At 67.4% G+C, this 24,214-nt stretch carries 26 protein-coding genes; 12 read left to right on the top strand and 14 right to left on the bottom strand.

Annotated elements, in window-relative coordinates; all coding sequences use genetic code 11:
• The first annotated feature begins 7 nt into the window (after positions 1–7).
• Complete coding sequence (locus tag GQE99_RS19460) at positions 8–1,021, top strand: hypothetical protein (RefSeq protein ID WP_161353623.1); 1,014 nt, start codon at positions 8–10, stop codon at positions 1,019–1,021.
• 9 nt (positions 1,022–1,030) lie between these two features.
• On the opposite strand, the gene lpxK is transcribed toward GQE99_RS19460, so the two are convergent.
• The 4 genes from lpxK to GQE99_RS19440 all read right to left on the bottom strand — a co-directional run bounded on the left by lpxK (position 1,031) and on the right by GQE99_RS19440 (position 3,673).
• The gene (gene lpxK, locus GQE99_RS19455; RefSeq protein ID WP_161353622.1) at positions 1,031–1,876 is read right to left on the bottom strand and encodes a tetraacyldisaccharide 4'-kinase; all 846 of its coding nucleotides are present in this window, start codon (positions 1,874–1,876) and stop codon (positions 1,031–1,033) included.
• Between the two features lies 1 nt (position 1,877).
• Entirely contained in the window at positions 1,878–3,161 is a 1,284-nt protein-coding gene (locus tag GQE99_RS19450; RefSeq protein ID WP_161353621.1) for a 3-deoxy-D-manno-octulosonic acid transferase, read from the bottom strand.
• A gap of 6 nt (positions 3,162–3,167) precedes the next feature.
• Entirely contained in the window at positions 3,168–3,410 is a 243-nt protein-coding gene (locus GQE99_RS19445; RefSeq protein WP_161353620.1) for a DUF4170 domain-containing protein, read from the bottom strand.
• Positions 3,411–3,472: 62 nt separating this feature from the next.
• Positions 3,473–3,673: a heavy-metal-associated domain-containing protein gene (locus GQE99_RS19440; protein WP_161353619.1), complete on the bottom strand. Its 201-nt coding sequence runs from the start codon at positions 3,671–3,673 to the stop codon at positions 3,473–3,475.
• A gap of 134 nt (positions 3,674–3,807) precedes the next feature.
• Between GQE99_RS19440 and GQE99_RS19435 the strand changes: the two genes are divergently transcribed.
• From GQE99_RS19435 to GQE99_RS19425, 3 genes are read left to right on the top strand one after another with little or no spacing between them, the layout of a single operon-like run.
• Positions 3,808–6,240, top strand: a complete 2,433-nt coding sequence (locus GQE99_RS19435; protein ID WP_202530964.1) for a heavy metal translocating P-type ATPase — start codon at positions 3,808–3,810, stop codon at positions 6,238–6,240.
• Positions 6,237–6,632 (top strand): Cu(I)-responsive transcriptional regulator, encoded by a 396-nt coding sequence (cueR, locus tag GQE99_RS19430; protein WP_161353618.1) that lies wholly within the window; start codon positions 6,237–6,239, stop codon positions 6,630–6,632. Before GQE99_RS19435 ends, cueR begins: the two co-directional genes overlap by 4 nt.
• A 53-nt stretch (positions 6,633–6,685) precedes the next feature.
• A complete protein-coding gene (locus tag GQE99_RS19425; protein WP_161353617.1) occupies positions 6,686–7,192 on the top strand; it encodes a GFA family protein in 507 nt (168 codons plus the stop codon).
• A gap of 51 nt (positions 7,193–7,243) precedes the next feature.
• Here the strand turns inward: GQE99_RS19425 and GQE99_RS19420 are convergent, their stop codons facing one another.
• The 10 genes from GQE99_RS19420 to GQE99_RS19375 all read right to left on the bottom strand — a co-directional run bounded on the left by GQE99_RS19420 (position 7,244) and on the right by GQE99_RS19375 (position 17,717).
• Entirely contained in the window at positions 7,244–8,230 is a 987-nt protein-coding gene (locus GQE99_RS19420) for an ABC transporter substrate-binding protein (protein WP_161353616.1), read from the bottom strand.
• 31 nt (positions 8,231–8,261) lie between these two features.
• Positions 8,262–9,113 (bottom strand): ABC transporter permease, encoded by an 852-nt coding sequence (locus tag GQE99_RS19415; protein ID WP_161353615.1) that lies wholly within the window; start codon positions 9,111–9,113, stop codon positions 8,262–8,264.
• Positions 9,110–9,973, bottom strand: coding sequence for an ABC transporter permease (locus tag GQE99_RS19410; RefSeq protein ID WP_161353614.1), 864 nt, complete (start codon positions 9,971–9,973; stop codon positions 9,110–9,112). The genes GQE99_RS19415 and GQE99_RS19410 overlap by 4 nt, the downstream gene beginning before the upstream one ends.
• A gap of 255 nt (positions 9,974–10,228) precedes the next feature.
• Positions 10,229–11,023 (bottom strand): ABC transporter ATP-binding protein, encoded by a 795-nt coding sequence (locus tag GQE99_RS19405; RefSeq protein ID WP_161353613.1) that lies wholly within the window; start codon positions 11,021–11,023, stop codon positions 10,229–10,231.
• Positions 11,005–11,430 (bottom strand): VOC family protein, encoded by a 426-nt coding sequence (locus tag GQE99_RS19400; RefSeq protein WP_161353612.1) that lies wholly within the window; start codon positions 11,428–11,430, stop codon positions 11,005–11,007. Before GQE99_RS19400 ends, GQE99_RS19405 begins: the two co-directional genes overlap by 19 nt.
• Before the next feature lie 3 nt (positions 11,431–11,433).
• Complete coding sequence (gene hydA, locus GQE99_RS19395; RefSeq protein ID WP_161353611.1) at positions 11,434–12,891, bottom strand: dihydropyrimidinase; 1,458 nt, start codon at positions 12,889–12,891, stop codon at positions 11,434–11,436.
• Between the two features lie 125 nt (positions 12,892–13,016).
• Positions 13,017–13,364 (bottom strand): hypothetical protein, encoded by a 348-nt coding sequence (locus GQE99_RS19390; RefSeq protein WP_161353610.1) that lies wholly within the window; start codon positions 13,362–13,364, stop codon positions 13,017–13,019.
• A 121-nt stretch (positions 13,365–13,485) separates the two neighbouring features.
• Positions 13,486–14,736 carry a Zn-dependent hydrolase gene (locus GQE99_RS19385; RefSeq protein WP_161353609.1) on the bottom strand — a complete coding sequence of 417 codons (1,251 nt, stop codon included), beginning with the start codon at positions 14,734–14,736 and terminating at the stop codon, positions 13,486–13,488.
• A 269-nt stretch (positions 14,737–15,005) separates the two neighbouring features.
• Positions 15,006–16,334 carry an NAD-dependent dihydropyrimidine dehydrogenase subunit PreA gene (preA, locus tag GQE99_RS19380; RefSeq protein WP_161353608.1) on the bottom strand — a complete coding sequence of 443 codons (1,329 nt, stop codon included), beginning with the start codon at positions 16,332–16,334 and terminating at the stop codon, positions 15,006–15,008.
• Between the two features lie 63 nt (positions 16,335–16,397).
• Positions 16,398–17,717 carry an NAD(P)-dependent oxidoreductase gene (locus GQE99_RS19375; protein WP_161353607.1) on the bottom strand — a complete coding sequence of 440 codons (1,320 nt, stop codon included), beginning with the start codon at positions 17,715–17,717 and terminating at the stop codon, positions 16,398–16,400.
• Positions 17,718–18,023: 306 nt separating this feature from the next.
• On the opposite strand from GQE99_RS19375, the gene GQE99_RS19370 reads away from it, so the two are divergent.
• From GQE99_RS19370 to GQE99_RS19335, 8 genes are all read left to right on the top strand, one after another.
• Positions 18,024–18,350, top strand: a complete 327-nt coding sequence (locus GQE99_RS19370; protein WP_161353606.1) for a hypothetical protein — start codon at positions 18,024–18,026, stop codon at positions 18,348–18,350.
• 83 nt (positions 18,351–18,433) lie between these two features.
• Positions 18,434–18,871: a c-type cytochrome gene (locus GQE99_RS19365; RefSeq protein ID WP_161353605.1), complete on the top strand. Its 438-nt coding sequence runs from the start codon at positions 18,434–18,436 to the stop codon at positions 18,869–18,871.
• A 76-nt stretch (positions 18,872–18,947) separates the two neighbouring features.
• Positions 18,948–19,379 carry a c-type cytochrome gene (locus GQE99_RS19360; RefSeq protein WP_161353604.1) on the top strand — a complete coding sequence of 144 codons (432 nt, stop codon included), beginning with the start codon at positions 18,948–18,950 and terminating at the stop codon, positions 19,377–19,379.
• A 115-nt stretch (positions 19,380–19,494) separates the two neighbouring features.
• Positions 19,495–19,752, top strand: coding sequence for a hypothetical protein (locus tag GQE99_RS19355; RefSeq protein ID WP_161353603.1), 258 nt, complete (start codon positions 19,495–19,497; stop codon positions 19,750–19,752).
• Positions 19,749–20,117, top strand: a complete 369-nt coding sequence (locus GQE99_RS19350) for a response regulator (RefSeq protein ID WP_161353602.1) — start codon at positions 19,749–19,751, stop codon at positions 20,115–20,117. Before GQE99_RS19355 ends, GQE99_RS19350 begins: the two co-directional genes overlap by 4 nt.
• The gene (locus tag GQE99_RS19345; RefSeq protein WP_161353601.1) at positions 20,114–22,027 is read left to right on the top strand and encodes a chemotaxis protein CheA; all 1,914 of its coding nucleotides are present in this window, start codon (positions 20,114–20,116) and stop codon (positions 22,025–22,027) included. Before GQE99_RS19350 ends, GQE99_RS19345 begins: the two co-directional genes overlap by 4 nt.
• Positions 22,024–22,563, top strand: a complete 540-nt coding sequence (locus tag GQE99_RS19340) for a chemotaxis protein CheW (RefSeq protein WP_161353600.1) — start codon at positions 22,024–22,026, stop codon at positions 22,561–22,563. The genes GQE99_RS19345 and GQE99_RS19340 overlap by 4 nt, the downstream gene beginning before the upstream one ends.
• A complete protein-coding gene (locus tag GQE99_RS19335) occupies positions 22,563–24,212 on the top strand; it encodes a methyl-accepting chemotaxis protein (RefSeq protein ID WP_161353599.1) in 1,650 nt (549 codons plus the stop codon). The genes GQE99_RS19340 and GQE99_RS19335 overlap by 1 nt, the downstream gene beginning before the upstream one ends.
• The last annotated feature ends 2 nt before the right edge of the window (positions 24,213–24,214 follow it).

Below are 24,214 nucleotides of genomic sequence, written 5' to 3'. Positions count from 1 at the left end.
GGCCCCAATGGCGCAGGACAAGACCGAAGACGGGATGGACCTTGGGATTTTCGCGCGCCAGAAGCGGTCGCGCGGAATGTCGGGTGCCGAGATCCTGGCCGTCGCCCTTTGCTGCCTCTGGCTGGCGGGCTGCGCGGTCTACTTCCTGGTCATGGGCAACGACGGGCTGGGCGGTGGCGTCACCGGCTCCATCGTGACGCTACTCGCCGTGTTCCTGCCGGTGGCGGTCATCTGGCTCGCTGCCGCAACCGCGCGGTCGGCCCGGCTGATGCATGAAGAAACCCTTCGGCTTCAGTCCACCATCGACGCGATGCGGCACAACTACCTGACGCAGTCCCACGCACATCACGCCGAGCGCCACCCGGAGGTCGAGGAGAAGCTCGCCCGGCTGGAGCAGGCGCAGCGCGAGACCGAACAGGCGCTCACCACCTTCTCGACGACCCGAAATCTCGTCCGGGCCGAGGCCGCGGCGGAGCGTCCCGCGCCGGCGCGTCCGGCCGAAGAGCAGCCCTCGCTCGCGCTGGAGCCCGAAGCGGAGGACAACGTCCCGCCGCTGGAGCGCGACGAGATGATCCGCGCGCTGCATTTCCCGGAGAATGCCGAGGACACGGCGGGCTTCGCCGCGCTGCGCCGCGCGCTCCAGGACCGCAAGATCGCGCGGCTGGTGCAGGCGTCTCAGGACGTGCTCACGCTGATGAGCCAGGACGGCATCTACATGGACGACCTGCGCCCCGACCGCGCACGTCCTGAAATCTGGCGCCGGTTCGCCCACGGCCAGCGTGGGCGCGAGGTGGCCGCGCTGGGCGGCATCCGCGACCGGTCTTCGCTGGCTCTCACCGCCGGGCGGATGAAGACCGATCCGGTCTTCCGCGACGCCGCGCACCACTTCCTGCGCCGTTTCGACGAGGTCTTCGTGGAGTTCGAGGAAGAGGCAAGCGACGAAGACATCGCGCGCCTGTCCGATACCCGCACCGCCCGCGCCTTCATGCTGCTGGGCCGTGTGACCGGCACCTTTACCTGAGCGCCAGCCTCACAGCCGCTCGGCCACCAGCCGATCGAACAGCGCCCAGTCCGACAGTTCCAGCCGCACCGGCACCACGAGCACCTTGGGCCTGAAGTCCGCGGGAAGGCGCACCGCGTCCTTCTCCGTCGTGACAAGCTGCGCGCCGAGGCCCAGGGCCTCGTGTTCGAGCCGGGCGAGCAGCGTCGGCGTCATCTCCTGGTGATCGGCCAGCGGCTGCTGGCGCACGACTTCGGCTCCGAGCGCGCGCAGGGTTCCGAAGAAACGATCTGGGTTGCCGATGCCGGCGAAGGCCAGCACCCGCGCGCCGCGCCAGGTCATGCCGGTGCGCAGCGGTTCCAGAACGGCTTCGCTGCGCGGCAGGGGCGTGTCGCGAAACCCGGCCTGCGCCGGACGCGGGCCGATCGTCACCAACATCTGCGCGGTCCGAAAGCCCTTTGCCATTGCCGTGTGGAGATCGCCGAACAGCCACTTCCGCCGGTTGCCGAAGCCCCGCACGGCATCCTCCACGAGAACGCGCAGGGCGGGCGTCACCTTGGCCGGTCCCTCTTCCTCCAGGATGACGAGATCTGCGCCGCCCGCCCGCGCGGCGTCGATCCCGGCCTGCGGGTCCTGCGCGATCCAGGTGGGGGCGAAGGCGGCGGCGAGGAGCGGCTCGTCGCCGACCGTTTCGGCCGTGTCCCGGCGCGGATCGACCTGCCGGGGGGCGCCCGTGCCATGCATCACCATGTGTACAGCGCCGCGGGTTTCCGTCAGACGCTGGCAGAAGGCGATGGCGGCCGGGGTCTTCCCGCTGCCCCGCCGCGTGAGGCTGCCGACCGCGAGGACCGGCGCCGGGCTGCTGGGCGTGGCCATGTCAGACCCCCCGCGCGTCCAGCGCGTCCAGCGCGATCTCGACCACCCGGTCCGTCGCGTGGGCGCCGTTCGTCGTGATGTCCCAGGCCGCCGCTGCCATCCGCGCGGCCTGGTCGGGAGCGAGCAGGTGGTCGACGCCGCGCGCCAGCGTGGCGCCGTTGGTCACGGAACGCGCCGCGCCGGCTTCCAGCAACCGCTCGAAGCTCTCGCGCCAGGGCCCCGTCGCCGGTCCGAAGAGGACCGCCGAACCCAGAGCGGCCGCCTCGTAGGGGTTGCGCACCGGGCCGCCGCAGAGCGTGCCGCCCATGAAGGCGATCGGCGCGAGGCGGTACCACAGGCCCATCTCGTCGGGCAGGTCCGCGATGTAGATCTCGGTCTCCGGCTCCGGTTCATCCTCGAGCGAGCGCAGGCCCACGACCCAACCCTCGTCTTCGAGCCGCCGGGCCAGGTCTGGCCCGTCTTCCGGCACGCGCGGGGCAAGCACCATCAGAAGCCGGTGGGAGCGACGCATGATCTGCTGGTGGACATGGGCCAGCAGGTCGAACTCCGCCCGCTCCGCCCCGGCGGCGAGCCAGACCGGCCGCCCCGCCAGGTCCTCGGCCAGCATGTCACGTTCGGCCTGCGAACAGGGCAGGGGCGCGGTGCCTTCCTGCAGGAACCCGATGGCCTCGACCCGGTCCGCCGGCACGCCGAGCGAAACCAGCCCGTCGCGCGCGGTCTCGTCCCCTGCGAGCACCCGGTCGAACTGGCGCAGGAGCGTGCGCCGGATCCCCGGCAGCCAGCGCCAGCCGGAGCGGTCGGGCACGCGCGCGTCGACGAGGATCATCGGTATGCCCGCCTTCTTCACCCGGTCGATCAGCTCCGGCTCGAACCGGTTTTCAGCCCAGAGACAGAGGTCGGGCTTCCAGTGGGTGAGGAACGCCTCGACCGCCTGACCTTCGCCGTAGGGGGCGTAGTGCATGATCACGTCCTTGGGCAGGCGCGCCTCGAGCGGATGCTCGGGATCGTGCCCTGTCGTGGTGATCAGGAAATTGAGGTCGTCGCGCTCCTCGATCAGCCGGTCGATAAGTTCGGGAAACCCCAACGCCTCCGCCTCGTTGCCGGCATGGAGCCATACGAGCGGCCCCACAGGGCGCTCCCGGCGCGGCTTGCCCAGCCGCTCGGCGGCGCGTGCCGAATCCTCCGAGCCTTCGGCAAGGCCCTGGCGCAATCGCGCTTCGGCGCGGGCGCGCCCGCGCAGCTTCTGCGATGCAAGGTAGACGGACAGCCCGGGGCGCTTGGCCATGTGTGGTCAGTCCAGCTCCTCGGTGGGCGACGCAGGCGTCTCCTCGTCCCGAAGGCGGTGCAGGTGGGCGATGAAATAGCGCATGTGGGCGTTGTCCACGGTGCGCTGCGCTTCGGCCTTCCAGGCGTCGTAGGCTGACGCGTAGTCGGGATAGATTCCGACGATGTGGATGTCGTCGACGTTCTTGAATTGCGTCTTGGTGGGGTCGACCAGTTCGCCCCCGAACACGAGATGCAGTCGTTGCGCCATGATACGTCTCCCCTGGTGGGTTCGCGGCGACCGTATCCCAGCCGGCGGCGCGGGAAAAGCGCTCAGCCCTTGGCGGTCGCCTCGTAGCCCGCCGACTGGATCGTTTCGGCGATGGCGGCGGCGTCCATCGTGCTGTCGACCGACACCTCGCGGTTGTCCATGTCGAATTCGATCATCGCGCCCTCGTCTGCGTCGAGAAGCGAGTCCTCGATCTTCGCCTTGCAGTGGCCGCAGCTCATGTTCGGAACGGAAAACGTGGTCATATCTGCCTCCTGGTCTGGTAGTCAGCTAGGCCGCGCCGGGACGTTCGTCAATCTGCGGGAAGAAACTTCCATCGGTCCCTTGACCTTCCAGTGACTAGAACCCCTATGTAAGGTGCGAATTCAGGAGACTCGCGATGAACGACATGACGATCAAGGTGGAGGGGATGCATTGCGCATCCTGCGTGACACGGGTCGAGGACACGCTGAAGGAGCTGCCCTTCGTGGCCGATCCCAGCGTGAACCTGGCCGGTGAAAGCGCGCGCCTGCGCTTCACCGAACCCGGCCACATGGCCGAAACCGCCGAGGCGCTCGCCCGGGCCGGTTACCCGGTCGTTACCGACGTGGTCGAGATCGCGGTCGAGGGAATGGGCGACGCGGCCGCCGTGGCCAAGGTCGAGGGCGCGCTCGACGACATCCCCGGCGTGCTCGAGGCCAGCGCGAACCCGGCGACCGGCATCGTCCGCGTGACCTTCGCGGCGGGCGCGGTCGCACCCTCTGCCCTCGCGGATGCGGTGGATACCACGGGCTACCGCGCCGAAATCCGTTCGGGCGGCGGGCTCGACCTCGACGCGCGCAAGGCGGCCGAGACGCGGGTGCTGCGCCGCGACATGGTTCTGGCCGCGCTCCTGACCCTGCCCGTGTTCATCGTCGAGATGGCCGGGCACCTCGTCCCCGGCTTCCATGACTGGCTGCACGGGCTGATCGGGATGCAGGCGCTGCGCGTCGCGGAATTCGCGCTGACGGCGATCGTCCTCGCCGTCCCGGGCCGCCGCTTCTTCACGCAGGGTGTGCCCCAGCTTGTGCGCATGACGCCCGACATGAATTCGCTCGTCGCCGTGGGGACGGCGGCCGCCTTCGTCTACTCCACGCTCGCCACCTTCGCGCCGGGGCTGTTCCCGGCGGGCACGGCGAACGTCTATTTCGAGAGCGCCGCGGTGATCGTGACGCTGATCCTCTTCGGGCGCTGGATGGAAGCCAAGGCCAAGGGCCGCACCGGAGAGGCGATCCGCGCGCTCATGGACCTCGCCCCCAAGACCGCGCGGGTCGAGCGGGACGGCCAGACCGTCGACCTGCCCACCGCGGAGATCCGCGCCGGCGACGTCCTTGTCGTGCGCCCGGGCGAGGCGATCGCGACGGACGGCGAGGTGCTTTCGGGTGACTCGTGGGTCGACGAGAGCATGATCACCGGCGAACCCGTTCCGGTCGAGAAGGCCGAGGGCGACGCCGTCACCGGCGGCACCGTGAACACCAACGGCGCGCTGCGCGTGTCGGCGACCCGCGTGGGGGCGGACACGACGCTGGCCCAGATCATCCGGCTCGTGGAGCAGGCGCAGGGCGCCAAGCTGCCGATCCAGTCGCTGGTCGACAAGGTCACGCGCTGGTTCGTGCCGGGGGTCATGGCCATCGCGGCGGTCGCGGTGGCGGTCTGGCTGGCCTTCGGGCCCGACCCCGCGCTGTCCTTCGCTTTGGTCGCCGGGGTGGCAGTGCTGATCATCGCCTGCCCCTGCGCGATGGGCCTCGCCACGCCCACGTCGATCATGGTCGGCACCGGGCGCGGGGCAGAGCTGGGCGTCCTCTTTCGCAAGGGCGACGCGCTCCAGGCGCTCGAAGGCGTGCGCGTCGTCGCACTCGACAAGACCGGGACGCTCACGAAGGGGCAGCCGGAACTGACCGACGTGATCGGGGACGACCCCGACACCGTGCTCCGGCTCGCCGCCAGCGTGGAGGCACAGTCCGAACACCCGATTGCCGCCGCCATCCTGCGCGCGGCGGAGGACAAGGGACTGGCCCTGTCCGAACCCAAGGGGTTCCGCGCCCTTCCCGGATTCGGCCTGAAGGCCGAGGTCGAAGGGCAGGCGGTGCTGATCGGCGCCGAACGCCTGATGGCGCGCGAGAAGATCGGGACCGGGGCCCTGGCACAGGAGGCCGAGCGCTTGGCCGCGCTGGGCAAGACGCCGCTCTACGTCGCCGTTGACGGGGCCGTGGCCGCACTGCTCGCGGTCGAAGACCCGATCAAGGACACCACGCCCGACGCGATCGCGGCGCTCCACGCGATGGGGATCGAGGTCGCGATGATCACCGGCGACGCGCAGGGCACGGCGGATGCCATCGCCGCGCGGCTCGGCATCGACCACGTCACCGCCGAGGTCCTGCCGCGCGGCAAGGTCAAGGCACTGGAGGCGCTGAGGGCCGAGCATGGTACCACGGCCTTCGTCGGCGACGGGATCAACGACGCCCCGGCTCTGGCCGCCGCCGACGTCGGGCTCGCCATCGGGACCGGCACGGACGTGGCCATCGGCGCGGCGGACGTGGTGCTGTCCGCGGGCGAGCTCAGCGGCGTGCCCACGGCCATCCACCTCAGCCGCCGGACCATGCGCAACATCCGCCAGAACCTGTTCTGGGCGTTCGGCTACAACGTCGTGCTGATCCCGGTGGCGGCGGGCGTGCTCTACCCCGCCTTCGGGACCATGCTATCGCCCATGCTTGCAGCCTTCGCGATGGCGATGTCCTCGGTCTTCGTTCTGACCAACGCGCTCAGGCTGCGCTTCGTGAAGGTGGCGACATGAACATATCCGACGCTTCGACCCGTGCAGGACTGCCGGCCAAGACGATCCGGTATTACGAGGATATCGGCCTCGTCACCCCCGCGCGCGACACGAACGGCTACCGCGATTTCTCCGGCAGCGACGTGCACACGCTCACCTTCCTCGCCAGGGCGCGGGCGCTGGGCTTCTCGATCGACGATTGCCGCACGCTGCTGGCGCTCTACGCCGACAAGTCGCGCGCCTCATCCGAGGTGAAGAAGGTCGCCGAGGAGCATCTCGAGGAGATCGAGCGCAAGATCGCGGACCTCGTCGCGATGCGCGACACGCTCTCCCATCTCGTGCGCAATTGTCACGGTGACGACCGACCGGATTGCCCGATCCTGGATGAAATGGGGGGAATTGCCGACGCATGAAACCGATCCGTGCTAGACTGCCCCTGACAGGACAGCACGGAAGGAGCCCCGCGATGACACCGCAAGAGGGAGGGTGCCTGTGCGGGGCGCTGCGATACGCCGTGCGGGCCGAACCATCACACGTCACGCTGTGCCATTGCCATTTCTGCCAAAGGGCAACCGGCGGCACCCACATGGTCGAGCCGATCTTCGACAAGGCCGACTTCGGGTTCGTGGCGGGGGAGCCGCGGCTCTGGACCACCCGGTCCGAGGGCAGCGGGCTCGCCGTTCACGTGCATTTCTGCGACACCTGCGGCACCAAGACCCATCTTGGCTTCGAACGCTTCCCCGACATCATCGGCGTCTACGCCGGCACGTTCGACGACCCGAACTGGTTCGACGTGAGACCGGATGCGAGCAAGCAGATATTCCTCAACGCTGCCCAGCAGAACGCCGTCATTCTGCCCGGCATTCCCTGTTTCGAGGCGCACATGAGCCGGATGGACGGGAGCGAGAACCCGTCGCACGGCGTGGGGGCCCCGGTGATCGTGGGCAAGGCGCACTGGTCGCCCGAGGCATGAAAAAGGGCGCGCAGGTTGCCCCGCGCGCCCCGATGTCTCCGATGTTCAGGCTCAGTTCAGCGCCTGGTCGGTGATTTCCAGCGTGTAGGCCCCTTCCGGCTCCTTCGTGATGACCGGGTCCGAACCACCCGCCATCAGCGTGTCGACGGTACGTTCGTAGTCGGCCGGGTCGAGCGCGCCGTTGGAGCCGGCGGTCAGCTTGGCCACCTCACCCATCATGCGGATCTGGTGCTTCTCGGTCTGGGCGCCCGTCTCGTCGTACTCGAGCACGATCATCGCGGCCTCTTCCGGGTTCTCCTCGGCCCACTTCCAGCCTTTCATCGAGGCGCGCACGAAGCGGGCCATCTTGTCGACGAAGGCCGGATCCTCGAGATCTTCCTCGAGCACGTAGAGGCCGTCCTCGAGCGTGGCGACGCCCTGGTCCTCGTACTTGAAGGTGATCAGGTCATCTTCGGAGATGCCCGCGTCGATCACCTGCCAGTACTCGTTGTAGGTCATGGTCGAGATACAGGCCGCCTGGTTCTGGAGCAGCGGGTCCACGTTGAAGCCCTGCTTGAGAACCTCGACGCCGTCCTCGCCCCCCTCGGTCGGGATGCCCAGCGTGCTCATCCAGCTCAGGAACGGGTACTCGTTGCCGAAGAACCAGACGCCCAGCGTATTGCCCGGGAAGTCCTCGGGGCTCTCGATCCCGCTTTCCTCCAGGCAGGTCAGCATCATGCCCGACGACTTGAACGGCTGCGCGATGTTGACGAGCGGCAGGCCCTGCTCGCGCGCGGCCAGCGCGGCGGGCATCCATTCGACGATCACGTCGGCCCCGCCCCCGGCGATCACCTGCGGCGGCGCGATGTCCGGGCCGCCCGGCTTGATCGTCACGTCGAGGTTCTCTTCCTCGTAGAAGCCCTTTTCGAGGGCGACGTAGTAGCCCCCGAACTGGGCCTGGGTCACCCATTTCAGCTGGAGCGTCACCTCGTCCTGGGCCATCGCGGCCCCGGATGTCATGGCGAGCACGGCGGCTGCGGCTTTGACTGGTTTCATCATCGATCTTTCTCCCGTTGGTAAGATTATACGCTCAGCCTCGTTGTGATGGGTGCCAGAAGGTCACCCCTTTTTCTATGAGCGCCACGGCACCGTAGAAGGCGCTGCCGGCGATCGCGGCGACCGCGATTTCCGCCCAGACCATATCAAGCCTGAGCCGTCCGACCTCGGTGGAAATGCGAAAACCCATCCCCTTGATCGGACTGCCGAAAAACTCGGCAACGATGGCCCCGATGAGGGCCAGGGTTGTCGTAATTTTCAGCCCGTTGAAAATGAACGGCATGGCGGCCGGCAGGCGCAGCTTGGTCAGCGTCTGCCGGTAGCTGGCCGAGTAGGTCGACATCAGGTCGCGCTGCATCGCGGTCGAGGCCGCGAGCCCCTCGACGGTGTTCACCAGCATCGGGAAGAACACCATCACCACGACCACGGCGGCCTTCGACTGCCAGTCGAAGCCGAACCACATCACCAGGATCGGCGCGGTGCCCACGATCGGCAGCGCCGCGATGAAATTGCCCACCGGAAGCAGGCCCCGCTGCAGGAAGGGCGAGCGGTCGATCAGGATCGCCGTGATCACCGCCGCGCCGCAGCCGATGACGTAGCCGGTGAGCGCGCCCTTCACGAAAGTCTGGACGAAGTCCTCCCACAGGGTCGGCACGCTCTCGATCATCCTCAGCCAGATGTCGGTCGGCGCCGGCAGGATCACCATCGGCACGTCGAGCCCGCGCACGATGCCCTGCCATACGACGAGGATCGTGATCCCGAAGATCACCGGCACGCCGATCCGGGCCACGCGGGTGCGCGACCACCGGGAATTGGCGATCCGGACATTGAGAAAATAGGTCCCGGCCCAGAAGGCGAGGGCGAAGATCAGCCATCCCCAGTTCATGTTGCCATCCCCATCCGTTTGAGCGCGCGGCGCTGGATGATCCCGATCGTGCCGACCAGGATGGCGGCCAGGATCGCGGCGGCGAAGAGCGCCGACCAGATCTGCACGGTCTGTCCGTAATAGCTCCCCGACAGCATCCGCGCGCCCAGGCCGCGGATCGCGCCGGTGGGCAGCTCGCCGACGATCGTGCCGACGAGCGCGGCGGCGATGCCGACCTTGAGCGACGCGAAGAGATAGGGCATCGAGGCGGGCATCCTCAGCTTCCAGAATATCTGGCCCCGCGACGCCGAGTAGGTGTGCATCAGGTCGAGGTCCATCGGCGCCGGCGAGCGCAGGCCCTTCACCATGCCGACCACGACCGGGAAGAAACTGAGATAGGCCGAGATGATCGCCTTCGGGATGATGCCCGTGACGCCCAGCGAATTCAGCACCACGATGATCATCGGCGCGATGGCGAGGATCGGGATCGTCTGGCTCGCGATGGCCCAGGGCATCACCCCCATGTCCATCGCCCGGCTGTGCACGATCCCGATGGCGAGCAGGATGCCCAGCCCGGTGCCGAAGACGAAGCCCAGGAGCGTTGAGGACAGCGTGATCCAGCCGTGAAACACCAGGCTGCGCTTCGAGGTGATGCTCTTGCCGACGGTGGAATCCCACAGCTCCGCCACCACCTGGTGCGGCGCCGGCAGGCGCGGGCGTTCCTGCGACAGGGTGTCGGTCACCAACTCGCCGAAGCTCAGTTCGACCTCCGCGCGCGCCGCCTGGTCCAGCGCCCACTGCGCGTTCATCTTCACCGCTGCGCCGTACCAGACGACGACGATGGCGGCCACGACCACGAGGATGGGGACGATGTTTCTCATGCCCGCACCCCGCCCTTTTCATCTTTCACCAAATACGCCATCGCCGCGCCTGCAACCGATGCCTCGGCCGTGCGTATTTCAGGAAAGATGAAAGGATTTCGTGGTGTCCTGTCTGCACGGTACAGGCTGGCGAGCCGATGACCGTGAAAGGTGAAAGGGGCCGGCGTGCCCTGACCCAAAGCGCCGGGCGACGTCGGGCGGGCGCTGCCCGTCCGGCGGAGCCGGCCGCGGCCGAGCGCAGCGAGGTCGCAAGACCTAGTCATAGCTGTGCCCCTCCCGCAGCCCTTCGCGCACACGGTGCGCGACGTCGAGGAATTGCTGCGTGTCGCGGATGTCGAGCGGCCGCTCCCGGGGCAGCGGGCTCTCGATCACGTCGGTGATCCGGCCCGGCCGGGGCGACATGACGACGATCTTGGTCGACAGGTACACCGCTTCGGGGATCGAGTGGGTGACGAAGGCGATCGTCTTCTCGGTCCGCGCCCAGAGCTCGAGCAGCTGTTCGTTGAGGTGGTCGCGCACGATCTCGTCGAGCGCGCCGAAGGGTTCATCCATCAGGAGGATGTCGGCGTCGAAGGCCAGCGCGCGCGCGATCGAGGCGCGTTGCTGCATGCCGCCCGACAGCTGCCAGGGGAACTTCTTGCCGAAGCCTTTCAGGTCCACCAGCGACATGACCTTGTCCACCCGCTCGGCATGTTCCGACTTCGGATACCCCATGATCTCGAGCGGCAGGCGGATGTTGCCCGCGATCGTGCGCCAGGGGTAGAGCCCGGCCGCCTGGAAGACGTAGCCGTAGGCCCGGCTCTTGCGCGCCTCGTCGGGCGACATGCCGTTCACGGTCAGCGCCCCGCCGGTCGGCGTCTCGAGCCCCGCGATGCAGCGCAGGAATGTCGTCTTGCCACAGCCCGAAGGGCCGATGAAGCTGACGAACTCGCCTTTCTCAACCGACAGGTCCACGCCCTTCAGCGCGTGCACCGGGCCGTCATTTGTTTCGAATGTCAGGTCGAGGTCTTTCGCCTCGATCACGGGTGATGTCACGTCCCAAGTCCCCATAATTTCGGTTCGGCGAATTCCACCGAGTTGCCTGCCGGATCGCGCACGTAGACCGAGCGTGCGCCGTTTGGCCACCGGAAGTCGGATTCGATCCCGATCCCGTTGGCCTCCAGGTGTCCGACCCATCCGTCCAGCTCTTCGCCCGGTACGGAAAAACAGATATGCCCCGGCCCCGTGGCCCCGTGCGGCGGGACCGGCAGCTTGCCCTCGCCGGGCGGCACGCGCGTTTCCTCGGCCACGAAGGCCAGGACCACGCTCGTCCCGCAGGCGAAGAAGACGTGGCGCGGGTCGTGCCGCGTCACGATGGACAGCCCCACCACGCCGGCATAGAACTCTTCGGCCGCGTCCAGGTCATCGACGTAGATCGCGGCTTCGAGCACGCCTTCGGGGGTGTCGGGGCTGGCCAATCCTCAGACCCCCGTCGCCGGGATGCCGCTGCGTTCGATCGGCTGCGGCGCGGTGAGCGCCTTCCACTTGGACAGCGCCCGGTTGACCGGCGCGTTCGGCTCGCGCGAGACGAATTCGCCCCAGCCTTCCTTCTGCTTCATCTCGCCGTCCATCACCGCGACGTGGCCGCGGGTCATGACGTAGCGCGGCAGGCCCTTCACCGGCTTGCCCTCGAAGACGTTGTAGTCGATCGAGCTCTGCTGGGTGTCCGCCGTGATGGTCTTTTCCTTCTCGGGGTCGAGCACCATGATGTCGGCGTCCGCGCCCACGAGGATCGCGCCCTTCTTCGGGTAGCAGTTCAGGATCTTGGCGATGTTGGTCGAGGTGACCGCGACGAACTCGTTCATCGTGATCCGGCCCGTGCCCACGCCATAGGTCCAGAGCATGGGGATCCGGTCCTCGAGCCCGCCGGTGCCGTTCGGGATCTTGGTGAAGTCGCCCACGCCGTAGCGTTTCTGGTCCGTCGTGAAGGCGCAGTGGTCGGTGGCCACCACCGACAGCGAACCCGACGACAGGCCGGCCCACAGGCTGTCCTGGTGCTGCTTGTTGCGGAACGGGGGCGACATGACGCGACGGGCGGCGTGGTCCCAGTCCTGGTTGAAATACTCGGATTCGTCGAGCGTCAGGTGCTGGATCAGCGGCTCGCCCCAGACCCGCTTGCCCTGCATCTTGGCGCGCCGGATCGCCTCGTGGCTTTCCTCGCAGGAGACGTGGACGACGTAGAGCGGCGCGCCGGCCATGTCGGCGATCATGATTGCGCGGTTCGTGGCCTCGCCCTCGACCTGCGGCGGGCGGGAGTAGGCATGCGCCTCGGGCCCGGTGTTGCCGGCGGCGAGCAGCTTGGCGGACAGTTCCGCCACGACGTCGCCGTTCTCGGCGTGGACCATCGGGGTCGCGCCCAGTTCGGCCAGGCGGGTGAACGAGGCATAGAGCTCGTCGTCGTTCACCATCAGCGCGCCCTTGTAGGCGAGGAAGTGCTTGAAGGTGTTGATCCCCTTCTCCTTCACCACCGTCTCCATCTCGTTGAAGACCTGTTCGCTCCACCAGGTCACGGCCATGTGGAAGGAATAGTCGCAGGAGGCGCGGGTCGACTTGTTGTCCCACCGCTTGAGCGCGTCGAGCAGGCTTTCGCCGGGCTGGGGCAGGGCGAAGTCGACCACCATCGTGGTGCCGCCCGACAGCGCCGCGCGGGTGCCGCTTTCGAAGTCGTCCGAGGAATAGGTGCCCATGAAGGGCATTTCGAGGTGGGTGTGCGGGTCGATCCCGCCGGGCATCACGTAGCAGCCCGTCGCGTCCAGCGTTTCGTCACCCGAGAGGCCCTGGCCGATCTCGATGATCTTGCCGCCCTCGACCAGCACGTCGGCCTTGTAGGTCAGGTCGGCGGTGACGATCGTTCCGTCCTTGATGACTGTCGTGGACATGTTCTCTCTCCTGTTGTCGGTCGCCCTGCCTTTGGCGGCAGGATCGGTTTGCGTCGGGGCGCCCCGGTTCTGTGCCGGAGTCGCCGGTTTGATCTGGCGCCCGCCGCGCGGGCGGGCCGGCGTGCTCACACGCTCGAAAAACAGCCTATGGCGTCACCGTGAACGTTGATGTCCACCGGGCCGAAGCGGCTTTCGACCGCGAGGCTGAAGATGTCGAGCCACGGCAGCCACAGGACCCGGTAGGGCCCCTTCTGCCGCGTCACGGCATAGGCGAAATCGGTGATGCCGCCGGGCAGGTTCACTTCTATCAGGTTCGGTTCGATCAGCGCGTTGCGGAAATCCGCCAGCGTCGCCTCGTTCCAGTCCTCGATCCCGGCAGCGGCCGTGGTCGGGTCGAAGGCCTCGATCTCGGAGCCGATCCGCTGCTTGATATGGGCCACTTCGCGGGCCTGGCTTTCCTGTTCGCTCACCATGCGCGTCTCCTTGCTATGGAGAGCATCGTTGCCGCATGTGGGCCACGCGTCAAATGCCGTGTGCGTGGCCGGAGCGGCAGGCCCCGGGACAGGCCCGGGGCGGGGAGGGAACAGCTTGGGCTCAAGCCACGATCTCCGCGGTTTCCAGCGCGGCGTGGAACAGGACATCCGCGCCGGCGGTGGCCCATTCCTTCGAGATTTCTTCGGCCTCGTTGTGGCTGAGGCCATCGACGCAGGGGCACATGATCATGGCGGTGGGGGCCACCTGGTTGATCCAGCAGGCATCGTGGCCGGCGCCCGAGATGATGTTCATGTGGGAATAGCCCAGGCGTTCGGCCGCGTCGCGTACGGCGGCGACGCAGTCCTTGTCGAACTCCACCGGATCGAAGCCGCCGACTTTCTCTAGCTCGACATCGAGCCCCATCTCGTCGCAGATCTTCTTCGCACCCTCGGCGAGCCGTTTCTCCATGTCCTGGATGACCTCGAGGTTGGGGGAGCGGAAGTCGACCGTGAAGACCGCCTTGCCGGGGATCACGTTGCGGCTGTTCGGGTAGATGTCGATATGGCCCGCCGCGCCCACGGCGTCGGGTTTGTGCGACCAGGCGATTTCGTCCACCAGGTCGAGGATGCGCGCCATGCCGAGGCCCGCGTTCTTGCGCATGGGCATGGGGGTCGAGCCGGTGTGGCTTTCCTTGCCGGTCACGGTCACCTGCGTCCACGACAGGCCCTGGCCGTGCGTGACGACGCCGATGTCCTTTTCCTCGGCCTCGAGGATCGGGCCCTGTTCGATGTGCAGCTCGAACATCGCGTGCATCTTGCGTGCGCCGACCGTTTCCTCGCCGACCCAGCCGATGCGCTTGAGCTCGTCGCCGAACTTCTTGCCCTCGGCATCTTCACGCTCGTAGGCCCAGTCCTGCTCGTGGATGCCGGCGAAGACGCCGGACGACAGCATGGCCGGGGCGAAGCGCGTGCCTTCCTCGTTGGTCCAGTTGGTCACGACGATGGGGTGCTTCGTCTTGATGCCGAGGTCGTTCATCGACCGGATCGCCTCCAGCCCGCCAAGCACGCCCAGCACCCCGTCATATTTGCCGCCGGTCGGCTGGGTGTCGAGGTGGCTGCCGATGTAGACGGGGAGGGCGTCGGGGTCGGTGCCGTCGCGCGTGGCGAACATGTTGCCCATCGTGTCGACGCCCATCGTCATGCCGGCCTCTTCGCACCACTTCTGGAACAGGGCGCGCCCTTCCGCATCGGCATCGGTCAGCGTCTGGCGGTTGTTGCCGCCCGCCACGCCGGGGCCGATCTTGGCCATCTCCATGATGCTGTCCCACAGACGATCACCGTTGATGCGGATGTTTTCACCGGGGGCTGCCATGGCTGTCTCCTGTCATTGCGTCGCATGAGGGCGCCATGCCCGTTTCAGGGGCAGGGCGCACGGAATTGAGGCAGCAGGGAAACGTGGCAGCCCGTGCACCGGCAGTCCGCCAGCGCAAATGCAGCCTTGTGAAGTCGCGCGATGAAGCATCGCTGTGTCCCTGTTGCGGTGCCGTGCCCCTTTTTTTGCGGGGCTTCGGCGTTTTCTTGATTGTTTGACCGTCTGGTTAAAACGAGGCTAGCACAGCCCCGACCCCGGTCAAGCGTCGCTCACTGCCCGCGCGAGATGCAGGTCAGCGGATCCCCGTCCGGATTGTTCGGATGTTCGAGCCACGTGCGCTTGTCGTCGACCGCCGGAATGGTCATGCCCGTGCGCTCGTCGACCTCGCCCGGTTTCAGGGTGCGCATCGTAATGCAGCCGTCGATCGGGCAGACGTTGACGCAGAGGTTGCAGGCCACGCATTCGTCGTCCTTCACGGTGAACACCCGGTCGTCCGACATCGCGATGGCCTGGTGCGAGGTGTCCTCGCAGGCCGCATAGCAGCGCCCGCAGGAGATGCAGAGGTCCTGGTCGATCTCGGCCTTGGTGACGTAGTCGAGGTTCAGGTGCTCCCAGTTCGTGACCTTGGGCGTCGCCTTGCCGATGAAGTCGGCGGTGCTCGTGTAGCCCTTCTCGTCCATCCACTGGCTCAGGCCTGAGCACATTTCCTTCACGATGCGGAAGCCATAGGTCATGGCCGCCGTGCAGACCTGCACGTTGCCCGCGCCCAGCGCCATGAACTCCGCCGCGTCGCGCCACGTGGTGACGCCGCCGATGCCGGAGATCGGGATGCCCGCCGTTTCCGGCTTGCGCGCGACCTGGGCCACCATGTTCATCGCGATGGGCTTCACCGCCGGGCCGCAATAGCCGCCGTGGGTGCCGAGACCGTCGATCATCGGCTCCGGGCACATCTCGTCGAGGTTCACGGAGGTGATCGACGTGATCGTGTTGATCATGCTCACCGCGTCGGCGCCGTTTTCCTTGGCGGCCTGCGCGGGTTTGGTGATGTCGGTGATGTTCGGCGTCAGCTTCACGATGCAGGGCAGGTCGGAGTGCTTCTTCACCCAGCTGGTGATGAGGCCCACGTATTCCGGCACCTGGCCCACGGCCGACCCCATGCCGCGCTCGGCCATGCCGTGCGGACAGCCGAAGTTCAGCTCGACCCCGTCCGCGCCCGTCTCGGACACGCGTTCGAGGATGTCCTTCCACGCGTCCTCTTCCACCGGAACCATGAGCGAAACGACGACCGCGTGGTCCGGGTAGTCCTGCTTCACGCGCTTGATCTCGTCGAGGTTGGTCTGAAGCGGGCGGTCGGTGATGAGCTCGATGTTGTTCAAGCCCAGAAGCCGCCGGTCGGCGCCCCAGATCGCGCCGTAGCGCGGGCCCGAGACGTTGACGATGGGCGGGCCTTCCGCGCCGAGCGTCTTCCAGACGACACCGCCCCAGCCGGCTTCGAAGGCGCGGCGGACGTTGTATTCCTTGTCGGTGGGCGGCGCCGAGGCCAGCCAGAAGGGGTTGGGGGATTTGATCCCGATGAAGTCGGTCGTCAGGTCGGCCATGGCTCAGGCTCCTTCGCTAGGCAATCGTGATGGCGGCGCGGGGGCGGCCCCCGCGCCCCGGCGTCAGCCCATCAGGCTCGCGTGAATGTCTTCGGCGGCGTCGCGGCCTTCGGACACGGCCACGACGGTCAGGTCCTCGCCCGCGGTGCAGTCGCCCCCGGCCCACACGCCCTTGCGCGAGGTGCGCCCGGCGCCGGTCACGGCGATCTTGCGCCCGTCGAGGTCGAGACCCTCGACCGCTTCGAACACCTGGCCGATGGCCTTGAAGACCTGGTCGGCGGGAAGCGTGAAGGTCTCCCCCGTCGGTTTCGCGTTCTCGTCGGTATAGGCAAGCTCGATCGCCGCGACGTGGCCCTCGCCCTTGAGCGCGACCGGGGCGACGCTGGACATGATGTGGACGCCCTTGGACTGGGCCAGGTGCTGTTCGTATTCCGAGGCGGGCATCTTGTCCTGCGTGCGGCGGTAGACCAGCGTGACGTTCTCGGCACCCAGCAGTTTCGACTGCACGGCCGCGTCGATGGCGGTCATGCCGCCGCCGATCACCACGACGTTGCGGCCCACCGGCAGCTTCGCCAGGTCGTCCGCCTGGCGCAGGTCGGCGATGAATTTCACCGCGTCGACCACGCCGTCAAGGCTCTCGCCGTCGATCCCCAGCGCGTTGGTGTTGCCCAGGCCGATGCCCAGGAACACCGCGTCGTACTCAGTCGTCAAGGCGTCGAGCGTGATATCGGATCCCAGCGCCTTGCCGGTCTCCAGCGTGATCCCGCCGATCTGCATCAGCCAGTCGACCTCGCGCGCCGCGAAGTTCTCCACGGTCTTGTAGGAGGCGATGCCGTATTCGTTCAGGCCACCGGGCTTGGGCTTGGCGTCGTAGATCACGACGTCATGACCATGCATGGCAAGCCGATGCGCGGCGGCAAGGCCGGCGGGGCCTGCCCCCACAACCGCGACCCGCTTGCCGGTGGCGGCGGCGCGGGTGAACGGATGGACGTTGGCGCCCATCAGCGTGTCGGTGGCATAGCGCTGAAGGCGGCCGATCTGCACCGGTTCGCCCTCGGCCACCTCGCGCACGCAGACCTCTTCGCACAGCGTTTCCGTCGGGCAGACGCGGGCGCACATGCCGCCCAGGATGTTCTGGTCGAGGATCGTCTTCGCCGCCGCTTCCGGCGTGCCGGTCATGATCTGGCGGATGAAGAGCGGGATGTCGATCTCGGTCGGGCAGGCCGTGGTGCAGGGTGCATCATGGCAGAAATAGCAGCGGTCCGCGGCAACGTGCGCTTCGTGCGCATCGAGCGGCGGATGCAGGTCCGCAAAATTGTCGGCGAGGGCCGAGGGCGCGAGGCGCCCCGCCACTACACCCGGCGTGGTCGGGCTGTTCGTCACGGCGGTCTCCCTGTGTGTTTGTCTTCTTCTTTTGGGGAACGCTGGCACGGCTGAACTTTTTTATCAATTGGTAAAATTAATCAGTTGGTCAGGTTTTCCGATTGCTGCGCTTGCGAACGCCTGTGTGGCCCCGATGGTCAATTGCTGTGCAGACCATGTCCCGCCGGTCCCGTCGCCCGGCGGGTGGGACTGGGCGAAAGACGGCACACGGGCCGGTGACCGCTCGGTTGTGATCGGTGCCGGAGGGGATATTATACGGCGCATCGGGCTCGGCCGTGACCGCGCCCCGTTATCCGGGAGTGGCCCTTGCGCTTTGTGCTGATCATCTTGTCTGCCGTGTTCCTCGTGGCTTCGGCCGCGGCGCCGCATGACGCGGGTGACCATGCCGGTCCCATGGCCGCGATGACCGGCACCCATGATTGCCCGGCCTGCGTCGACGGGTCGGACGGCACCGCGCAGGCAGACATGTTGCCGAGCTGCGCCAAGCACGGCGGGTGCGCGGTGAGCGTACTGACCGACTCGCGCCCCCTGATCGTTGCACCGGCCGATGTCACGTCGGCCGGCTTCGTCGACCCGCCCACGTCCGCGCGGGCGACGCCCCTTACCCTCGATTTGCCGCCGCCGCGCGGCTGAACGCGCGAGCCGAGCCGTCGCGGTGCGCCGCGACGCCATCTTGCGCGCGCCCCGTGCCGCGCTTTCAGACAAATCGAGAGACCATGAAGAAATTCGTCATTCTGGCCATTGCGGCCATCGTCATCGCTGGCGGCGCCTACCTCGCCACGCGTTCAGATCAATCCGCCGATGTCGCGAAGATACCGGACCCCGCGCAGGGCGAACCCATGGTGCGTGTCACCGTGCCCGAAACGCTCTCGCCGCAGGCGAAGATCGGTGAGACCGCCTTCACCGCGATCTGCGCCGACTGCCACGGCGAAAACGCCGCCGGCAAGATGGGCTACGGCCCCCCGCTCGTCCACAAGATCTACGAGCCGTCGCACCACGGCGACATGGCGTTCCAACTGGCCGTGCAGCGGGGCGTCGTCTCGCACCATTGGCGGTTCGGGAACATGCCTCCGCAGGACGGGCTGACCCAAGGCGACGTGAAATCCATCGTCGCCTATGTCCGCGAACTGCAACGCGCCAACGGGATCGAGTGAGACCGTCGGCCGTCGAAACAAGCGTGGAACGCGGTCACCGCGTTCCACCGGCAGGAACATCAAGGAGACTGACAGGATGAAATACTGGATTGCCGGACCGATGATCTTCGTGGCCGCGGCTGCCTTTGCCCACAGCGGGGTCAAGGATGAACGGGTTCTGGCGCGCATGGCTGGCATGTCCGCGATCGCCGAGCACGTGAAGGTCATCGGTTCGATGGCGAAAGGGGAGATGCCCTTCGATGCGGCCGCCGCGAACGCCGCGCTCACCCGCATCGGGGACGAAGCCGCCCGCGTGCCCGCGCTGTTCGAACCGGAGGCCGACGACCCGAAATCCGAGGCATTGCCTGCGATCTGGGACGAATTCGACAGCTTCGAACAGAAGGCGGTGGCGCTGGAAACCCTGGCCGCGCAACGCGCCGGGACCGTGGAGGCGTCCGGCGACCTCGTCCCCCTCATGCGCGACATCGGCGGGGCCTGCCGCGACTGCCATTCGGAGTACCGCGAGTAAGGGGCCTCCCGCCTCGAAAACACCCGCAAAAAAGTTGAGACATTAACCGGCCCTTAGTCCGCGGCCGCTACGACCTTGCGCATCTGTCGAGGATGGCGACGCGGAGGTCATTGCAGTGTCGAAGACGAAATCGGGAACATCCTTCGGTATCGGAGGCGTGGAAGCGCTCAGGCGGGCGGTGCTCGGCGGTGACCGGGATTGGCCGGACCCGGACGGGGTCGATGCGGCGGGCGCGCAGCTCCTGGCCGCGGCCATGCGTTCGGGCATCGAACCCCCGGCCGAGGTCCGCGACGCCCCCGCGATGCTCCGGATCTGGGCGCAACTCGGCCTGGATGCGGTGCTACCCCTCGACGGCGGGGGGACGGCGCCATGAGCCGCACCATCCTCGTCGTCGACGATTCGCCCTCCGTACGCCACATGATCGCCAGCACGCTGCAAAGCGCGGGCTACGATGTGGAAACCGCCCAGGACGGCCAAGAAGCGCTCGAATTCACCGAGCGCCGGCCGTTCCAGGCGGTGATCACCGACCAGAACATGCCACGGCTCGACGGGCTGGGGTTTTGCCAGGCATTCCGCGCGAAGCCGCAGAACCAGGGCGTTCCGGTCATCTTCCTGTCCACCGAAAGCGAAGGCTCGATCAAGGACCGCGCCCGTGCGGCCGGTGCGATCGGATGGATGACCAAGCCCTTCGACCAGGAAAAGCTTCTCAGCGTCGTCGGAAAGGTGGTGGGCCCATGATGGATGACGAATCGCTGGCCCTGTTCCGGGCCGAGGCCGAAGGGCTGGTCGAAAGCCTCGAGGCCTGCCTGCTCAAACTGCGCGACGCGCCCGATGACCGCGAGCTCATCGATGCAGCGTTCCGGGACCTGCACACGCTCAAGGGCACCGGCGCCATGTTCGGCCGCGACGACGTGGCCGGTTTCCTGCACGATTTCGAAACCGCGTTTGAACAGGTGCGCTCGGGCGACGCACGCGTGGACCCCGAACTCGTCAATATCAGCCTGGCCGCGCGTGATCACGTGGCCGCGCTTCTCGACGGGGGTAACCCCGCCGGCGGCCAGCCGATCCTGCAACGCCTGGCGGACCATCTGGCCGGTGAAAGCGGGACAGACGACACGGCCCGCCAGCTTCGCTTCTTCCTGCCTGCGGATACCTTGACGCTTGGGGGACGCCCGGAACTGGTGCTCGACGAACTTCGCGCAATGGGCGTGACCAATATCCGCGCGCTGCTCGACGACCTCCCGCGCCTCGACGCGCTCGACCCGACGCGGCTCTACATGGGCTGGGCGGCGGATGTCCCCGCGGATGTGCCGGAAGACGATATCCGGGGGGCTTTCCTGTTCCACGAGGATGGGCTGAGCCTCACCCTGGATCCCGCGCCGGGCGCCGCACCCGCGCCCAAGACGCTTGTGCAGACACCGCCGACCGCGCCACCGGGCGACCCGACGCCCGCCGCCACGCCGGCGCAAAAAACCGGGGCGTTGATGCGCGTACCGGCCGAACGGCTCGATGACATGATGGATCGTGTCGGCGAACTCGTCATCGCGGAAGCCCGACTTGTCGAACTCGCGGCGCGGTCTGGGGATCCGGGCCTGGTCGCCGTCGCCGAGGACATCCAGCGCCTGACCACCGCCATGCGCGACACGACGATGTCGATCCGCATGACGCCCATAGGGGCGATCACCGGCCGTTTCCGGCGGCTGGTCCACGACCTGACCACCAAGACCGGGAAGTCGATCACCTTCGCGGTCGAGGGCGAAGAAACCGAACTCGACAAGACCGTCGTCGAACGCCTCACCGATCCCTTGATGCACATCATCCGCAATGCCGCCGACCACGGACTCGAAGAGGCCGAAACGCGCCGCGCGATGGGCAAGGCAGGGACCGGGCGCATCACGCTGACGGCGCGCCATGCCGGGGCTGAGGTGCTCATCTCGCTCTCCGATGACGGCAAGGGGCTGGACCGCCACGCCATCCGGGCCCGCGCGGTCGAGCGTGGCCTGATTGCCGAGGGGGCCGAGGTTTCGGACGAAACGATCCCGGGCCTGATTTTCGAGCCGGGCTTCTCCACCGCAGAGACCGTCACCGAACTGTCGGGGCGCGGCGTCGGCATGGACGTTGTGCGTCAGACCATCGACGCGCTGCGTGGCACGATCGAGGTCGAAAGCGAACCGGGCCACGGCACGACCGTCACGCTTCGCCTGCCCCTCACCCTCGCCATCATCGATGGGCTGCTGATCGAGGTCGCGGGCGAACGCTTCGTGATACCGCTGGCCGCCGTCGACGAGATCGTGGAACTGCCTGCCGCCCTGCGCGAAGACGACGCCGGCAATGCCTTCCTCGACATCCGCGACAGCCTGGTCCCCTTTCTGCGCTTGCGGCACCTGTTGCACAGCGCCGGGACGCCGGACCCGCACCAGAAGGTGGTGGTCGTCACCAGCAGCGACGGGCGCGTCGGGCTCGTGGTCGATCGGATCATCGGCTCCAACCTGACCGTCATCAAGCAACTCTCGCCACTTCATGCGGCGTTCAAGACCTTCTCCGGCGCTACGATCCTCGGCGACGGTTCCGTGGCCCTGATCCTCGACGTGCCGCAGCTCGTCTCGCGCGGACGCGCGGAGGCCGACGGCGGAAAGGAGGCGGCATGACGCTGGATATCCGTACGGATGGCATCGCGGACACCGATGTCGTCACCTTCCGTCTCAGCAACGAGGTGCTGGCGGTCCCCGCCGCACAACTGCGCGAAGTGCTCGAGCCGGCCGACATTACACGCGTCCCCGGCGCCGACGATTTCGTCGGGGGCCTGCTCAATGTCCGCGGGGCGGTCGTGCCGCTCGCCGACCTGCGCGTCCCCCTGCGCATGCCGCGTCACGAGGACCAACACGATCCGCGAATCCTGGTGCTCGAACTGCCACTGGCCGACCAGGATATGGTCGTCGGCATCTTTGCCGACAGCGTCCATGACGTCACGCGGATCGCGCGCGAGGCGGTCGAGGAAATCCCGCCCGTCGGCACCCGGTGGCCGCCCCGCTACGTCGCGGCGGTCGGCCGCTGCGAAGGGGAATTCGTAACGATCCCCGACCTCTCAGCAATCTTCACCGAATTCCTGTCCGGCCAGAACGGCCGCATCCCGATGCCCGCCGCGTCCGGCGCGGCCCAAACCACCCAACCGGAGGCAAATTGATGCGCCTGACACTCAAACTCAAACTCGCGGCCACCTTCGTGGTCCTCATCGCGCTGGCAACCTTCGGCATGATTTCCAGCCTGAATTCCCTGGGTCGGATGAGCGGCAACCTGACCGAGATCACTGAAGTGGAGGCGGAGAAGGTCCGGCTTGCCGAGAACTTCACGGCGGGCCAGCTCCGGATCCAGCGGGACGTGCGTGAATTGATCCTGGCAGAGGATCCGCAACTCAGATCCGAAATCCGCGCGCGGATGGATCAGGCCAGGGCCCGGGCCGAAACGACCTTCACCGCCCTGAACGACCTGTCCACGCAAGAGGGACAAGCTCTCCTGACCGAAGGCCGCGCCGCCTGGGATTCCCTCATCGACGTCAACAACCGCGCGCTTTCGATGGCCAACAACGGCAATACCATGGCCGCGTTCCGACTGCTCAGTGGCCAGGGTCAGGACCTTTGGGTCGCGATGGAAGATAATCTCGACGCGCTGATCGCGCTGAACCGCGATGGACTTGCAAATGCGGTTGTCCGGGCGGGTGAGAACTATGCCGCGTCCCGTCAGCTCGCGATCCTGCTGACACTCGCGATGGTGGCCCTCGGCGCGATCGCGGCGACCTGGATCATCCTCACGATCTCGCGTGGCCTTTCCCGCTCTATCGCGTTGGCGAAACGGGTGGCGTCCGGCGATCTGACTGAGACAGCAGCCCTGCGCGGCAACGACGAAGTCACCGACCTCGTGCGCGCGCTGAACGACATGGTGGCCAAACTGCGCGGGATCGTCGGGGAGGTGTCGAGCGGCTCCGCCAACGTGGCCTCGGGCGCCGGCGAAATGGCGTCCACCTCGGAACAGCTGAGCCAGGGCGCGACCGAGCAGGCCTCGTCGACCGAGGAAGCGTCGAGTTCGATGGAGGAGATGACCGCCAACATCAAGCAGACCGCCGACAACGCCAGCGAAACCGAAAGCATGGCTCAGAAGTCCGCGGAAGACGCCCGCGCCAGTGGCCGCGCGGTGGCGGACGCCGTCGGCGCGATGAAGACGATCGCGGAGCGCATTCTTGTGGTGCAAGAGATCGCCCGCCAAACCGATCTGCTGGCCCTCAATGCGGCGGTCGAAGCGGCCCGGGCGGGGGAACATGGCCGCGGGTTCGCGGTGGTGGCGTCGGAAGTGCGCAAGCTCGCGGAGCGGAGCCAGACAGCCGCAGGTGAAATCAGCGGCCTGTCCTCCGATACCGTGAAGGCGGCAGAAGAGGCCGGGCAGATGCTCGAGGGACTGGTCCCCGACATCGAAAAGACCGCGACGCTGGTGAGCCAGATCAGTGGCGCGAGCCAGGAACTCGCCACCGGCGCGAACCAGGTGAACCTGGCCATCCAGCAGCTCGACAAGGTCACGCAGGAAAACACCGCAGCGGCTGAACAGATGTCCTCGACCGCCGAGGAGTTGTCGGCGCAGGCCGAAACCCTGCGCGGCGCGATGTCCTACTTCCGGCTCGCCGCAGGCGATGTTCCCGCGCCGGTGCTCCAGGTCCAGACCCAGCCTGCGCGGGGCAAGCGGCCCCAGGCGCCGACGAAGTCGGGTGGATTCGATTTCGACATGAGCGTCAGCGAAGACGATCTCGATGCCGAATTCGTCCGAGCCGCCGGGGCAGCCGCATGAGC

The sequence above is a fragment of the Maritimibacter harenae genome, assembly GCF_009882975.1.
GTDB classification, from domain to species: Bacteria; Pseudomonadota; Alphaproteobacteria; order Rhodobacterales; family Rhodobacteraceae; genus Maritimibacter; species Maritimibacter harenae.
Note: the sequence above shows the minus strand (reverse complement) of the source record. Positions and strands in the feature narration are given on the sequence as shown.